Source organism: Leptotrichia sp. SK-5 (assembly GCF_055387215.1).
The window spans coordinates 1,934,269-1,950,973 of the sequence record NZ_AP028931.1; the positions used below are offsets into that span (position 1 = coordinate 1,934,269).

A 16,705-nucleotide genomic window follows, 5' to 3' on the forward strand; every position below is an offset into this window, starting at 1 on the left:
AAATATCTAAATGAAGGAGTAAAAAAATGCTTAAAAATATACCTAAAAATTTAAGTCCAGAATTACTGAAAATATTATGTGAAATGGGACACGGAGATGAAATTGTGATAGGAGATGGAAACTTTCCTGCTGCAAGTCATGCACAAAGACTTATCAGATCAGATGCAAGCGGTGTAGCAGAACTTCTAGAATCAATACTAGAAATATTGCCCCTTGATACGTATGTAGAAAGTGCAGTTTCATTAATGAAAACAGGAAGCGAGTATGTAGGAGAACCTGAAGTATGGAGTGTTTATAGAAAAACTTTAGAAAAACATGAAGAATTTAAAGACTTTGAATTTGTAGAAAGATTTGAATTTTATGAAAGAGCAAAAAAGGCATACGCCATAATTGCTACATCTGAAGAAGCTATTTATGCAAATGTTATTTTAAAGAAAGGAATTATAAAATAACATATAAATAACAAATATCAAAATAAGGGAACACGATTTTATAGATTTTTAAGCTTTAAATTTTAATCTTTTAATCGTGTTCTTTTTATAGATTACAATTATTAAATATTTTTTAATAAAAAATACTATGTAGTTCTATAAATAAAGAAAAAGATAGCGTAAATAATGAATTCATGGTATTATATTTTTGAATAGGAACACTGAGAAAAGATTTATATATCATAAATTAATCTATTACACCAAATTTAAAAAATAATTTTATCATATTCAAAAAATAAAAAATTCTAAACTGATATTTAATATTTAAATGGTAAAATATGATATAACATTTATTAATGATTGAAATAAAAAAATAATATTTATGATTTAAGGAAGTAATATAATGAAAATAGAAGAAATAGCTAAATTATCAGGATTTTCAAAATCAACAGTATCTCGTGTGATTTCAAATAATGGTTATGTTAGTAAAGAAACAAAAGAAAAAATATTAAAAATTATTGAAGAGGTAAATTATATACCAAATGGAATCGCCCGTTCCTTATCTAGCAATAAGTCAAATACAGTAGCTGTAATTATACCAGATATTCAAAATTCATATTTTGGAGATATAATAAAGGGAATTTCTAACATAATGGATAAAAATAATTTACATATGCTTGTTTACAGTACTGATGAGAATATAAAAAAAGAAAAAAAAGTATTTCAAAATGTAATTGAACAAAGACCAAGTGGTATTATTCTTTCGATATCTCTTCAGCATCATAAAAAAAAGGATATAAAAGTATTGCTTGATTCAGGTATTCCTTTTGTTTTATTTGACAGACAAATTTTTGATGAAACTTTTACGGGAGTATTTTTTGATGATATAAAAGGTGGTTATTTAGCAACAGAAGCATTAATTAATTCAGGACATGAAAATATTGCGATAATTACAGGACCTTTTTCTACAACAAATGGATTAAATAGGTTAGAAGGATACAAAAAAGCAATGTTGGAAAAAAACAAAAAAATATCTGAAGAAAATATATATGAAGGGAATTTTCACTTTGATAGCGGATATGAAAACACAAAAAAAATTCTTGAAAAAAATAAGGAAATAACTGCAATCTTTATATGTAATAATGAAATGACTTTAGGAGCATTACAAGCAATAAGAGAAAAAAATCTAAAAATACCCGATGACATAGCAATAGTATCCTATGATAATCATAAATATTTTGAAATATTAGGAATAAATATAAGTGCAGTAAATAGAGACATAGAAGAAACAGGAATGGAAATAGCGAAACTTTTACTTGAAGAGATGAAAAATAGTAGCAGAAGTAAGAAAATAGTTATCGTTTCTCCTACTTTAATTCTCAGAAATTCCGAAAAATTAGTAAAAATTAAAGATTAATAATAATAGCGATAATATGAATTTTTTACTACAAAACTAGTATAATGGCTATACTATATTTCAGAATAAAAATAGGAGAAGTTAAGAGGAAATTATTTTCAATAAAAATAATAATAAATATAAAGAACATAAGGAGAATAAATGAAAAAGTTAAAATTTACTTCATAATATCATCATTTATCCGAACATTAGTAACAAAAGTGTCAACTACAATGAAAAAGCTGGATGCATCAATAACACAATCTATAAACTGTAAATACATCCAGAATCTTTTTAGTAAATTTTTTTAATATTTTATATTTGAATTATTATCATTTTTATAAATATAACCATTTTATTTAGTTTAATTCTTTTATTTTATACACTTTCTTCTTATCTCTTATTTTATAGCCATTATCATTTTCATTATAATGTTTATCAAGAGTTTTTGCATCTGCTTCCTTAAAAATTTTACCTTTGTAATAGGCATTATTCTTATCTTTTGCATAATCTACATCAAGAATTTGAAAAGTATCAATATCCACATTTTTGCTTTCTAATGGAACAAATTTTGTATTATCACTTTCATCTTCAGTAAAATAGTACAAATCTTCATTTTGTTTTACTAAAGAATAGTCTATTACTTCAAAGTTTTTTGGTTTAAAATTTTCTATCTTTTTATTTTTATAATATATATTATTTTTATCCTTAAAAAAACCATTTTTTAAATATTCAAAGCTATTTACATCCACTCCATTTACTTTACGAGTTTCATAATATACTCCCATTTTATCTTTTCCAATAGAATATCCTTCAGGTTCAAAAGTTCCTGTATCTGCATCTTCTATTTTTTGGAAATGATAATAAACGTTATTTTTATCTTTTGAATATCCAGAATAATTTTCAATAGGTTGTAAGGTTTTTAAATCAATTTCTGGAGAAATTTCAACTTTTTCAACAACAACGTTATTGCTCTTTTGATAAAAGTGGTGTATTCCATTTTTATCTTTCACATGTGTATAATTGACAAATGGCTCAAAAGATTTTGGATCAATTCCCTTCATCAGCATTCCCTCATAGTAAACTCCATTTTTATCTTTGTAAAAATTTCCGCTCAAATCTTCAAATGTCACGGGATCCAAGCCTTTTATCTGTTTTCCTCTGTCATAAACAGCATTTTTATCTCTTCCTATCGCATAACCATCTATTACTTCAAAACTTTTTGCATCTGCCCCTTTAACTCTTTTTACATCACCATCATAATTATCATAGTAAAAAACATTATTTTTATCTCGATAATACTCTTTCGATACTTCTTCAAAAGTATTTAAATCAGTATTTTGGATTTTTTTCACTTCTTCTCTTCCAAGATAATAAACCCCTTTATCATCTTTGATAATAAGTTTATTTGAGCCAACAACTTCAAAAGTTTTAGGATTTACACCTATTATTTTTTTATTTAAAAAGTATAAGTTATTTTTATCTTTCCCGTATATAGAATCTATTTTAAAACTGCCACTATCTGCACTCTCTAATTTTTTTATTTCAATATCGATATTACAGTTATCATTTCCCACATCCTCTGCATTTTCGACATCAATATCTGAAATTTTCTGTTCACTTTCTTTATAATTAATAAAATAAACGTTATTTTTATCTTTTAAGTACAAAAGCATTGTCATGTTTTCTCCGTCCACGACTTCTAGAGTATTCGTATCTATTCCCGCAGGTTTTATTGACTTTATCGTAATTTCTCCATTTTCATATTTATCAAAAGTATAAATCCCATTTTTATTAATTAGTATAGCTGGTACGTAAAACTGAACAATAACTTTACTTTTTTCTGGACTAAAGCCTTTAATTTTTATAATCTCATTATTTGCAATATAAAAAACATTATCTTTATCTTTTGCAATAAAAGAATTTTCTATCTGAAAAGAATCCGCATCTACATTTTCTAATTTTTTATTTTTATAATAAATATTATTTTTATCTCTTGCAAAATCATCATTTCTCTCAAAAATTTTAAAAGTCCTGAAATCTACATTTTTTACAATTTCCTTTCTTTCAGGTTCTGTAGCTTCATCAGTAAAATAAATTTTATTTTTTTCTTTAATATAGCCCGCATTTATAATGTTTCCTGATAAAATAAGCAATGTTAAAATTTTTAACAAATTTTTCCTAATTTTCATATCGACTCCTTTTTAAATATCTAATTCTTATACTAAAACCTCGTTTAAAATACAGTAATTTTTTGTTATACATATTATCTTTTTTTCTTTTCAATTTCTGGTTTTATTATATCATTTTTTTGAAATTTACCCTATTAAATTTCTATATTTCTAATGATTTTTATTGTATAGTAAAACTGCCTCAAAAGCGAACTCAAAAGCTATGACTATTTTACTCAAACCCTAAATTTATATAATTTTTAATAGTTTTATTTTAAATGGATTCGAGTATATATTGTAATAAAATCAAGTTTTTGAAAATAAACTTACTTTTTTAACAAAAAAATGCACCTCTAATCTTGTTTGTATCCAAAATTTTTGGTGCTATTTAATAACATTATTTTTTAACAGTATATTTTAAATTTATTTAACTAATTCTACAATTTTTCAGCATATTTCAACGCTTTTATGCTTATTCCTTCAAACTATCGTTTCTATAAACACTAGATATAAAGCTCATCCTATGAATAAACTACATCGAACTTTCCCATTCGCCTTTTACAGTAACACCTGTACTAATAGCTACTCTATCCATAAGTTCAACATCTTCATCACTTAATTCAACACTTGCAACCCTTTTGGCATCGTCAACTTGATTAGTTTTTGTAACTCCAATTATTGGAATAGTTCCTTTTGCAACCGCCCAAGCAGTCGCAATTTCAGGAATTGTTGCAGAATATTTTCCACCTAAAATTTTCATTTCATAAAATAGCGGCTCCAATTTTGCCAAAGTTTCAGGCGGGAATGCTTCACCCCTTCTTGTTCCAGCTGGCAATGGATTTTCTTTTGTATATTTTCCAGATAAAGCGCCTTGTTCCAGTACCATATACGAAAATACTACGATATTGTTTTCCTTACAATAATCTAAAATTCCAGTTGTTTCAATTGTTCTGTAAAGTAAGCTAAAATGATTTTGAATAGCGTGTAACTGAAATCCAGCTTCTTTTAAAAGATTATTCACATATTTTATTTGTTCTAAATTGTGATTAGAAACTCCTATTTTTTTCGCTTTTCCTGATTTTAACACATCAACCAATTTAGGTGCCCATTTCTCCATATCTTTTGTATTATGTATCCAATAAATATCAATGACTTTCTTATTCAATCTTTCTAAACTTTCATCAAGAAATTCAAAAATCGCATTATCTCCTCTTCCTTCTGCAAGTTCAGGTGTAAATTTTGTAGAAATTATCGCATCACTTCTATCTTTTACAAATTCTCCCAAAATAGTTTCTGATTGACCACTCGCATAAACAGTTGCAGTATCCCACAATTTTAGTCCCAAATCCATTGCTCTATCAAAAATAGGTTTCAATTCATCTTTTCCTAATTTATTTCCAAAAATCGAATCTCCTCCAGCGATTCCTCCAAATCCCCAAGACCAAGTTCCTAATGCTACTTTAGGTATTTCTATTTCTTGTATTTTTGTTTTTTTCATTTAAAATCATCTCCATTTTTCATATATTTTTCCAAAGTTCAAAATTAATATTTTTATTTTACATAATTTAAATTACCTTTATTTAATAATATTACACCTTCAATATTTATAAATTCTTTATTTTCAATTATATTTTCCGTTTGCTCTATATATTTTTTAAAATGAGCTGTTTTTCTGTGCTTTTGATACGCTTTTTCATTTTCATAAATTTCAAAAAAGTGCCATTTGTCTGGATTTTCTTTTGCTGTTGCAGCATAAATTACATAAACACTTTCTTCTTTTTTTATCGACTGCTTCATTTCATCAAGTACAATTTCCCTAAAAGCATCATTAAATCCTTCTTTTATATCAACTGTAACATAATTTACACGGGTATTTCTTGTTTGCACAAAATTTTTATCTCCCATATATTCTGGAACAACTTGAATTTTCTTTTTATGCTCAGTCAAAATTGCTGGCGACTTTTTTAAAAATTCTTTATATTGCTCTGACTTGACATGTTCCTGGTAACTTTTCTCATCTTCATAAACCTCAAACATATAAGTCATATTGGGATTTTCTTTTTCCTGAACCAAATACATCCCAAGTGTCCCTTTATCATTTAAAACTGATTTTGTAATATTATTTTTACCAACTGCCACATATGCATTTTTTTTGCCTTCTTTGATACCAAGTTCAAAAATATTAAAAATTAGTAGCATTTCTTTTCTCCTCAATAAATTTAATAAATTTTTCCGTCGCCACTGAATATTTCAAACACGGCTTCCAAACTAAAATTGTCTTAGAAATTGCTGCTTTATAAAATGGAATAAATTTCAAATCTTCAAAATTATTCTCTAATTTTAAGCAAACTGCCATTCCCATTCCATTTTTTACCATCATCGCAGCATTATAAACCAGTGTGAAAGTAGCGCCAACATTTAATTTCTCCGTAGGAATTCCCATCCAATTTGAAAATTCATTTTGAATCAATTTATTTTTAGAAATAATTATCGATTCTTTTTTGATTTCTTCTGGATAAATAAATTTATTTGAGGCTAATTTATTGTCTTTTCTAACCAAAAGTCCCCATTCTTCAATCTGTTTCAATCTTATAAATTTATACTTTTCCTTATTTATATAGTCAAACACAAGTCCCATATCTAAAAAACCGTGTTCAATTCTATAAATAATATCTTCGGCTGTTCCACTATAAATGTCAAATTTAACATTTGGATACTTTTCCTGAAATTCCGAGAGTAATTTTGCAAGTTCATTCATTCCCAAAAATTCGCCACATCCAATAGATATTTCTCCAGCAACAATTTCATTGTCATAAGACAGCTCTTTTTTCGTTTTTTCCGTTAAATAAAGTATTTCCCTCGCCCTTCGTTGCAAAAATTTCCCATCTTCAGTCAATAAAATTTTATGATTACTTCTCGTAAAAAGTTTAACTCCCAGCTCTTCCTCAAGCTGTGCCAATTGCCGTGATAATGTCGGTTGTGTGATATAAAGTGATTTTGCCGCTTTTGTTATATTTTCCTCTTTTGCAATCATTAAAAAATATTTTAAAATTCTTAATTCCATAAATCCTCATTCATTTTATAATTTTTTTATACTAATTTATCTTGCATTCACCGCTTTTGGCAACTTTTCATATTCATCTTCTGACAATATCCCAAACCATTCAGTCGAACCGCCATCTGACAAAGCAATATGAGTAAACCAACTGTCTTTTGCCGCTCCATGCCAATGCTTAACATTTTTAGGAATATTCACAATATCTCCTGGATGTAATTCTATCGCTTCTTTCCCATCTTCTTGATACCAGCCGTATCCATCAGTCACCAATAATACTTGTCCATTTGAATGAGAATGCCAGTTATTTATAACTCCCGGCTCGAAAACAACATTATGAATACCAACTTTTGAAGTGTCATTCGGCTCAACTAATGTTTTTAGATAAGTTTTCCCATTAAAATATTTTGCATAAGCCTCGTTATAATCGCCTTTCCCAAACAAGCTGCTTACAGGATCAGCCGTTCCATCTTCTGAATAGATCTCTTTCAAAAGCCGAAATACAGCCCAGGCTTTTGGCCATCCCACATAAAATCCTAAATGTGTAACAGCCTCTGCCAATTCTTCTCTTGTAACCCCATTTTCTAAAGCACTTTTTAAATGAAATTTCAAAGAACTATCCAAAATTCCATCAGCCATAAGTCCAGTGACCGTAATTAAACTTCTATCTCTAGCCGACAACTTATCCTCTCTTGCCCAAACTTCCCCAAACAAAACATCATCATTCAATTGTGCAAATTTTGGTGCAATATTACCTAATAAATCTCTTCCTACAGTAATTTTTTTACTCATTTTCTTTCACCTCTGTTTAATCAAATTTCACATTCAATATATTTTCTAAATTTTTACGATATATTTTATATCTAATTGTATCACTTACATTTAAATTTTCGATAGATTCTATCACATCAACAGTTGCACCAGCTGGCTGCATTCCCACAGGAGCATCAGTTGCAAAAATTACCTTATCTTCCCCAAAATAATCAATTGCCATATCCACAGCCTTTGTATTTCCAATAATTGCCGTGTCAACATAAAATTTCTTAAAATCATCTGTATATTCTTTTGGCATCACAAGTGGCAATCGGTTTGCAAAAAACGGAACCATAGCATCAGCATGATGAACTAATATTTTAATATTTGGATATTTCTTAAAAATGCCAGTCATTACAATCTCATTCATAGCTTGTGTCTGTTCATATTCCCACGAAAATACGATATTATTATCATTTTTACTCATATCATACACAGGATGCAAAAATATTACCACATCATTTTTTGCCACTGCCTCAAATATTGGCAAATATTCATCACTTGCAATTGGCTTTCCAAGAGCCTTTGAAAACAACTGAATTCCAAACATTTCTTTATTTTTACCAACTTGTTCATTAATAATTTTTACCGCTCCATCGACATTATTCATCGGAACCATTCCAATAGCTCCCACGAATAAGTCTGAATTGTCTTTTACTGTTTCTATCAATTCTTCATTAGCTTTTCTTGTAATTTCATAAGTTTTTTCTCTATTTTTTGTAAAATCTTCAGGATTAAAATTTATCATTGAAATAATTTCTTTAACATCTGAATATTCACTATGATATTTTCTTCTTGTATCCACATTTACTAAAGGCTCATTTATTAATGTACCAAACATTTGAGGAATTTTAGGATTTAATTCCTTAATGTCTTTAAAAAAATTTGGTGTCAAAATATGTGTAAAAGCATCAATTTTCAAATCTTTTTTTCTATTTAAAAATACTTCACTTCTGTCTTTCAGTTTAAAATTATTTTGATTTTCTTTCATAAATTTTCCAGTAATTTTCACAATTCTATCATTTACTGGATTTTCACTCGTTATATTTTTAGATTCTGTTTCCTTTATATTCATTTTTATCCTTTCTTTTTCAGCTTCATTTGAGTTTGTCAATATGTTGTTTATAATTATCAACAAATTACAATTTTTTAGCCCAAGCCCCAATGCTTTCCAAGCTTTCATTCCACCCAAATCTTTTGCCTTCAATAATATTCAATTCCGAATAATTTTTTTTCAAAAATTCTGTTGAGCCTTTTATTCCGCTTCCACCTGATGTCGCAAAAGTGATTATCTTTTTTCCGCTCAAATTATGTTTTTCAATAAAAGTCTGAATAATACGAGGCGGAATATACCACCAAACTGGAAATCCAACAAACACAGTATCATAATCATCAATATTTTCCACAACATTTTCAATTGAAGTATACTCAACTTGCGGTTTTATCTCAAACAAATTTCCCCCAGTCGCTTTTGCCAATTTTTCTGCAACTTTTTTTGTTGTCCCTGTTGCTGAAAAATAAGCCACTAATACTTTATTCATAAAAAATCACCTCTCAAAATTAGATAAAATCTAAATTTTTTATTCTCTTATGATTTATTTTACAATATTTATCCTATTATATCAAATACTTATTTTTTATAATTAGTTATGCTTTAAAAGCATATCTTAAAAACTATTTCCTATTATTCTCTTTCAAACTTTATTTCAAATTCTTTTCCCAAAAATGTAATTTCAATTTTCAAAACTTTCTCAACTCCAGCATTTTTTAAAACTGAACCATATTCTTTCTCATCAATCTGTTTTAATGCAACTTCACATTCTTTTTCAAGTTTTTCATAAATTTTATTATCATTTAAATTTTTCACTTCATTAATAATTTTCAACTCAATAATAATTCCTTCTTTTCCTTTCAAAATATTTTTAGGTTTTAAAAGTAAATCATATCTCCCTTTTCCTGCAAAATTATTCGGTGTAATCTCATATTCATTTTTTAAAATTAAAACTAATCCTAGCATCAACCCATGATAAAATTGCTCTTTGTAAGTTCCACTCACATCAAATATTCCAGCATTTTCCAATAGAATTTCTTTTAGATATTTTTTGAAATTTGAAATATCTCCTTTTCTTAAAGCATCGACATATTCAATGTTTTTCCAAATCGTCTCGGACGAGTAAACAGTTTTACCTCAGAACCATCATTTAAAATATTTTCAATTAGATTGATTTTATCAAAATAATAATAGTCATTTTTGATAATTTTTTTGAAATCAGATATTCCAATTGGCAGTTTTGCTTTAATCCCAATGTCCATATTAAATTTGCCCCTTTCTTTTTTCAATTATTTCTTTAAGATATAGTAAATTTCTTGCTCTGCATATTATCCTTTTTTTCTTTTCAATTCCTGTTTTTTTTATATCATTTTTTTGAAACTTATCCTATTTAATTCCTCTATTTTCTCTAATCTTTTCTCCACGATAATATTCACCATTCTTATCTTTTGCATAGTCATCATTCATTATTTCAAAACTTTTAATATCAGCATTTTTAATTTTCTTTATCATTTTTTCTTTATCTGAAAAATAGTAAACATTTTTATCGTCTTTAAAATAATTAGGTTCAATCATTTCAAATGTATTAGGATTTACACCACTTAATTCATTTATTTTATAATCATTTTCTTTAGAACTGAAAACAGTAACGATTTTATCATCATATGTATTCAAAGTATAAACAGCATTTTTATCTTTAAAAACATAAGGATAATTTGTAATTTCTTCAAACCTATTAAAATTAATATTCTTAACATTTTTATCAATTTTAATTCTTTTTATGCTACTCTCTTTAGTTAATATGTAAATTCCATTTTTATCTTTTATTATAGAATTATCGTAAGATTCATTTAATACTTTAAAACTATTTCTATCTATTTTTTCTAATTTATCGCCTTTATAATAAATATTATTTTTATCTTTTCCAAAATAAGAATTTTCTTCTGGTATTCCAAAACTTTTGAAATTTACATCTTTTATTTTTTTTAATTTTCCATTTTTATTATAATAAATGTTAGTTTTGTCCTTATAATACTTGTTATCAATATATTCAAAGGTTTTTACATCAACTGCTAAAGGTAGTATTTCAACTTCTTTTTCTTCAAAATTAGAAATTTCATATAATGTATCTTTTATTTTGATGAAGTCATTTCCAATTATTTCAACATCATTGGGATTAACATTTTTTACTTTTTTCCATTTAAAGTACAAATTATTTTTATCCTTTTTGTATCTTGTCATAGAAATATTTTGATAAGTCTCAATATCCAAATCATCTAACTTATGAAGTTTATAATTCTCTAAATAATATACATTATTTTTATCCTTGAAATAATCATCCAACATTTCATTCGCTATTCCAAAACTTTCTATATCTATCTCATCATTTCTAAATTTTATTAAAGTTTTTTTATTTTCATCAATATAATAGACACCATTTTTATCCTTTATCAAATTTTCAGGTTCTGATATTCTATTTTCATAAATAACTTTAAAGCTGTTAACATCTAAACCTTTTATTTGTTGATTTTCAAAATAGACATAATTTTTATCTTTTAAAATATTTTCACTTAATTCATTAACACTGTTTCTATCTGCATTTTCTAGTTTCAATATTTTATCTTCAGAAAAATAGTAAACATTGTTTTTATCCCTATAATATTTATTATCAAGATAGCTACGTCCATTTATTTCTTCAAAAGTTTTTGCGTCCACATTTTTTATTTGTAAAATTTTCTCGCCTTTTTGAAAATAAATATCATTCTTATTTCTATAAATAGTTGGATTTTCACTTGAAATTACTTTAAAATCATTAAAATCTATATCAATCCCATTTTCTTTAAAATTTATAACTTTTAATTTATCATAATTTTTTCCAAAAGTATAAATTCCATTTTTATCTTTAAAAATTGTAATACCATATCTTTCAACTACTTCAAAAGTTTTTGGATCTATTTTATTTAATTTTTCATCCCAATAATAAACATAATTTTTATCTTTTGCAACATGGTAACCCAGAATCTCAAATGTTTTCGCATCTGCATTCGGCAATTTTTTTAATCCATTTTCTGTTCTATAATACACATTGTTTCCATTAATTTCATAAATAGGAATCACACGAATATCTGCATTCACAATACTCCCCACCAAAACAAAAAAAAATAGAATTTTTAACAAATGTCCTTTAATGTTCACAACAACTCTCCTTTTTTATTCTCAAGTTTTTGATTTATTAACAATTCAAATAAAATAATTTTTATTGCTTAATCTCCATTTCCTCCTCAAAGTCAACTGGATTTTTCCCTTCCATTTTCTTCCCTTCGAAATAAACATTATTCTTATCTTTCCCATATTTTCCTCTCATTGTTACTCTAAAACTATCTTTATCCGCTCCATTTACTTTTACAAATTTATTTCCATCCATAAAATAAACGCCGTTCTTATCTTTGAAATAATTGGAACTATCCATTGGAGATTCAATTCTTTCAAGAGTTTCTAAATCAATGCCTTTACTATCTAATCGAGTTACTTCTATTGTTTTTTTGTTATCTTCAGTTTCAGTAAATTTATAAACACCATTTTTATCAGATAGTATTATTTCATACGATAATCCGCCATTAAAATAACTAAAATTATCAGAACTAATCCCTTTTAATTTTTTTCCTTTATAGTAAACGTTATCTTTGTATTTTATCCACGTTCCCTCCAGTTCTATAATTGACCATTCCTCATCTCTATTTTCAATATCTTTAAAATCCATTCCAACTATCTTTTTACCGTTAAAATAGACATAATTTTTATCTTTGTAAAAACCAGCATATTCTACTTTTTCAAATGAACTAGCATCTGCCCCTTCTATTTTTTCAAATTTATCCACGTCAAAATAATAAACATTTTTGCTATCTTTAAAATATCCCAAATCTAAGTTTTTTAGATTTTTGAAATCAATTTTTATATTGATTGGAACTATTTTAAATTTGTATTTTCCCTCGTCTTCTTCAATTTTATAAATACCATTTTTATCCCTTATAAGATTAGCCCGCATTTTTTCAAAAGTTTTTGCATCTATTTCTTCTAATTTCTTATTATTTAGATAAATATAATCTTTATCTTTTGAAAAATTACCATAACCAGTATAACTTGAATCTAAAATTTCAAAAGTTTTTAAATCAGCATTTTCTATTTTATAAAGATTATTATCTGATTCATAATAAACATTATTTTTATCTTTATAATAGTCGCCATCAATGTTCACAAAACTTTTCCAGTCCAATCCATCTATCTTCAATTTTTTAGTTATCATTTCAAATTCATTAATACTTTCCAAAATATATAACCCATTTTTATCTTTTGCGATATTATAACTTACTTTTTCAAAAGTTTTTGCATCTATTCCGTTTGCTCTTTTATTAAACAAATAGACATTTTTATCATCTTTTCCATAGTAATAGTAACCTGAATATTTAAATGTTTTTGGATCTGCTCCATTTACTTTTCTAATTTCTATTATATTACTAGCATTGGATGTCGTAAAAAAATAAACATTTCTGCTATCTTTAAAATATGCATGAATTCCCATAGAAGAATTTTCAACAAGTTCAAATGTTGAAATATCTACTCCATTTATATTCAGTACTACTGGTGTGTAAGTCGTACCATTCTCATTTTCACTCAAATAGTAAATATTCTTGTAATCTTTTATAAATTGAAACCTATTTTTATCCAAAATTTCAAATCCTTTCGGACTAACCCCTTTTAACTTCTGTTTATCAATAAATACGCTATTTTTATCTTTTGAAAAAATTCCCAGCTCAAATGTGTCAGCATCTGCTCCTTCCAGTTTTTTTAATTCCTGTTTATCTTCAGTCATATCAACATAATAAACCGAATTTTTATCTTTATAAAATGCTTCTTTTAAAATATTCTCAAAACTTGCCACATCAATGTTTAAATTTTTTATTGCTCTTATTTTTATTTTTTCATCATCTGTCATATAGATTTCATAAACATTTTTATTATCCTTTAAGTAATTATCATCAAAAATTTTAAGTCCTTCTATACCAACAGAATCTAGCTTTTCTCCGTTATAATAAACATTTTTCCTATCTACCCCATAATTTCCGTTTACAATTTGAAATGTATTTTTATCAGCATTTTTTACTATTTTCACTTTCCCGTTTTTATTATCTACAAAATATACGTTATTTCTGTCTTTTATATAACTGCTGTAAGAAGAACTGTTATTATCCAAAAATACTAAACTGTTTACATCAATATTCAAATTTATTTTATTAATTTTTCCATTAGAAAAATAATACAGATTATTTTTATCTTTTACAAAATCATTTAATTCAAGTACTTTTTCAGCACTTTTATCATCGATTTCACTTTTGATTTTTTTTAAATCATTATCTGAATGATAATAAAAACTATTTTTATCTTTATAGTAGTTCAAAATTCCAAAATACTTAAATGTACTAAAATCAATGTTCAAATTATTTATTTTTTTTGCTTCAATTTTATCGTTTTTTCTGTCATACAAGTCACTATTGCTATTAAATGTCAAATAGTAATTATTTTCGCTTTGAAGAATATAATTATCCTGTCCCATTTCTTCAATAACTCTAACATTATTCGGATTAATTCCGTTTATTTTTTCACCAATATAATAAACTCCATTTTTATCTTTTCCAATTTCCTCACTCAAAGTAATAAAGCTGTTCCTATCAATATTTGGTAATTTTATAAAACCTTCTCCATCAGGAAAATCATTACTGTATTTAATAACAAAAATATTATTTTTATCTCTAAAATAACGAGTATCTCCCATTATCTCAAAACTTTTTGCATCAACATCTTTGATATCCTCATTTCCTGTAATGTAAAAAACTCTATTTTTATCTTTTCCTATAAAATCACCAAAATTTTTAAAACTCTTAGAATCCACATTTTCCATTTTTTTACCATTATAATAAACATTATTTTTATCTTTTGCGATATAATAACCCAAAACCTCAAAAGAATTTTTATCTGCTCCTTGTATCTTTTCCAAATTCTCATAGGCATAGTAAATATTATTTTTATCAACAAAATAATCTATGCTCGCAACATCTTTGCTATTTTCTAAAGCTCTAAAAGTTTTAACATCAAGTCCGTCTACAGATATTTTTTTCGTATTTATTTTATTATCTGAAAATATTGGTATAATATCTGTAATCTCAGATTCAATTTTATATACATTTTTACTATCTTTTACATAATTTTCTTTTACTATTTCAAATTCTTCAGGCAAAACATCTTTAAGTTTCTTACCAAAACGATAAACACTTTTATTATCTTTTGCATAATAATCACCAATAAGACCTCTATCTTCCCTTAAAGGTTCAAAACTTTCAATATCCACATCTTTTACTTTCGACTTAATCTCATAATACGGTATTTGATAATAAATTTCGCCATTTTCTTTCAGATATTCTGCATTTGCAATGCTTCCTGCCAGGATAAATAAAGTTAATATTTTTAATAAATTTTTTCTTTTCATGTACCTACTCCTTTTTTATAAGTTTTAATTTTTAGTAAATAAAATACTTTTTTATTTTATCAATCTTTTATTCTCTTTTTTTATAAGATTCATATTTTCATCAATTTTATAAAATTCATTATTATATTTTATTTCATTATCTACAATTTTAAAGTAATTTGGATTAATATTATTTAACTTTTTCCCTTTATAATAAACATTGTTTTTATCCTTTGCATATAAGTATTCAATAACTTGAAAGGTTTTGTAATCAGCATTTTCTATCTTTTTTATCTCTACATTTTCTTCATCCACATAATAGACATTCTTTTCATCTTTTATATATTCATCACTTTTTTCACCATTTTTTTCCTTCAAAAATTTAAGTGTTTTTATATCAGCCTCATTTTTAAATTTAATAAGCGTTTTTCCCTTTTTTATATCATCAGTTTCATCGTAATAATAAAAATTGTTTTTATCTTTATAAACTCTCATGGAAAAACTTTCAAAAGTATCCTTGTCAATTGGAAAATCCATTTTTTTCGCATATATTTTTTCATTCGAATTATTTTCATAAACAAGATAAAAATCATTCCCGCTTTTAATGATATTGTCGGGAACACTGCTTAATGAAGTCAAAAACTTAAAATTATTCGGACTTATCCCTTTCACTTTTTGCTCACGAAAATATAGATTATTCTTGTCTTTCGCATAAAAATCGTCCAAATAAACAAACGTCTCTAAATCAACTTTCTCATCAATTTTTTTCATATCAAAATAAGCATTGTTCTTATCTTTAAAATAATAATCTCCAACTGATTTAAGTGTCTTTATATCCACATCTTTCAATTCTTTTTTTTCATAAGCATCAAAAACAATTTTCTCATCCTTCACAAAATGGCTTCCAAATATTTTAGCACTTTTAGGGTCTATTTTTTCAATTTTTTCCCCTTGATAATAAATATTATTCTTATCTTTTGCAAAATCATTTTCCAATATTTCAAATGATTTTTTATCTATATTTTTTAATAATTTCGGCTTTTGTTCCATCCACTCCCGATAATAAATTTCTCCATTTCTTTTTATGTATTCTGCATTCACAATATTTCCTGCCAAAATAAATAAAATCAAAATTTTTAATAAATTTTTCCTAATTTTCATAATCACTCCTCCTTTTTAAATTTTTTTATTTCCATATTTTCAATAAATTCTCTATTTTTCTCAATAATCCGAATAAAATAATTTTTTATAATTTAATCTTTATTCAT

13 protein-coding genes and 1 pseudogene are annotated in these 16,705 nt (G+C 25.8%); 2 read left to right on the forward strand and 12 right to left on the reverse strand.

Annotated features, from left to right (window positions below; all coding sequences use genetic code 11):
• Positions 1–26: 26 nt before the first annotated feature.
• Both ACZ5B9_RS09670 and ACZ5B9_RS09675 read left to right on the forward strand, forming a co-directional pair.
• The gene (locus ACZ5B9_RS09670) at positions 27–452 is read left to right on the forward strand and encodes an RbsD/FucU family protein (RefSeq protein WP_006804696.1); all 426 of its coding nucleotides are present in this window, start codon (positions 27–29) and stop codon (positions 450–452) included.
• A gap of 382 nt (positions 453–834) precedes the next feature.
• Entirely contained in the window at positions 835–1,848 is a 1,014-nt protein-coding gene (locus ACZ5B9_RS09675) for a LacI family DNA-binding transcriptional regulator (protein ID WP_021768760.1), read from the forward strand.
• Positions 1,849–2,186: 338 nt separating this feature from the next.
• Here the strand turns inward: ACZ5B9_RS09675 and ACZ5B9_RS09680 are convergent, their stop codons facing one another.
• From ACZ5B9_RS09680 to ACZ5B9_RS09735, 12 genes and pseudogenes are all read right to left on the reverse strand, one after another.
• Entirely contained in the window at positions 2,187–4,019 is a 1,833-nt protein-coding gene (locus ACZ5B9_RS09680; RefSeq protein ID WP_464422413.1) for a DKNYY domain-containing protein, read from the reverse strand.
• A 511-nt stretch (positions 4,020–4,530) separates the two neighbouring features.
• Positions 4,531–5,496 (reverse strand): aldo/keto reductase, encoded by a 966-nt coding sequence (locus ACZ5B9_RS09685; protein WP_464422414.1) that lies wholly within the window; start codon positions 5,494–5,496, stop codon positions 4,531–4,533.
• Between the two features lie 53 nt (positions 5,497–5,549).
• Positions 5,550–6,197, reverse strand: coding sequence for a putative quinol monooxygenase (locus ACZ5B9_RS09690; RefSeq protein ID WP_464422415.1), 648 nt, complete (start codon positions 6,195–6,197; stop codon positions 5,550–5,552).
• Entirely contained in the window at positions 6,181–7,062 is an 882-nt protein-coding gene (locus tag ACZ5B9_RS09695) for a LysR family transcriptional regulator (protein WP_464422416.1), read from the reverse strand. The genes ACZ5B9_RS09690 and ACZ5B9_RS09695 overlap by 17 nt, the downstream gene beginning before the upstream one ends.
• A 36-nt stretch (positions 7,063–7,098) precedes the next feature.
• Entirely contained in the window at positions 7,099–7,845 is a 747-nt protein-coding gene (locus tag ACZ5B9_RS09700; RefSeq protein ID WP_464422417.1) for a carboxymuconolactone decarboxylase family protein, read from the reverse strand.
• Positions 7,846–7,861: 16 nt separating this feature from the next.
• Positions 7,862–9,049 carry an amidohydrolase family protein gene (locus ACZ5B9_RS09705; RefSeq protein WP_464422418.1) on the reverse strand — a complete coding sequence of 396 codons (1,188 nt, stop codon included), beginning with the start codon at positions 9,047–9,049 and terminating at the stop codon, positions 7,862–7,864.
• Positions 9,006–9,407, reverse strand: a complete 402-nt coding sequence (locus ACZ5B9_RS09710) for a flavodoxin (RefSeq protein ID WP_464422419.1) — start codon at positions 9,405–9,407, stop codon at positions 9,006–9,008. Before ACZ5B9_RS09710 ends, ACZ5B9_RS09705 begins: the two co-directional genes overlap by 44 nt.
• Positions 9,408–9,550: 143 nt before the next feature.
• Positions 9,551–10,003, reverse strand: a pseudogene (locus ACZ5B9_RS09715) (PD-(D/E)XK nuclease domain-containing protein); the annotation flags it as partial.
• Positions 9,994–10,179 (reverse strand): AAA family ATPase, encoded by a 186-nt coding sequence (locus ACZ5B9_RS09720; RefSeq protein ID WP_464422420.1) that lies wholly within the window; start codon positions 10,177–10,179, stop codon positions 9,994–9,996. The pseudogene ACZ5B9_RS09715 and the gene ACZ5B9_RS09720, both read right to left, overlap by 10 nt.
• 124 nt (positions 10,180–10,303) lie before the next feature.
• Positions 10,304–12,112, reverse strand: coding sequence for a DKNYY domain-containing protein (locus ACZ5B9_RS09725; RefSeq protein ID WP_464422421.1), 1,809 nt, complete (start codon positions 12,110–12,112; stop codon positions 10,304–10,306).
• 61 nt (positions 12,113–12,173) lie between these two features.
• Positions 12,174–15,458, reverse strand: coding sequence for a DKNYY domain-containing protein (locus ACZ5B9_RS09730; RefSeq protein ID WP_464422422.1), 3,285 nt, complete (start codon positions 15,456–15,458; stop codon positions 12,174–12,176).
• Positions 15,459–15,509: 51 nt separating this feature from the next.
• On the reverse strand, positions 15,510–16,598 hold the full coding sequence (locus ACZ5B9_RS09735) for a DKNYY domain-containing protein (protein ID WP_464422423.1): 1,089 nt from the start codon (positions 16,596–16,598) through the stop codon (positions 15,510–15,512).
• Positions 16,599–16,705: the final 107 nt, after the last annotated feature.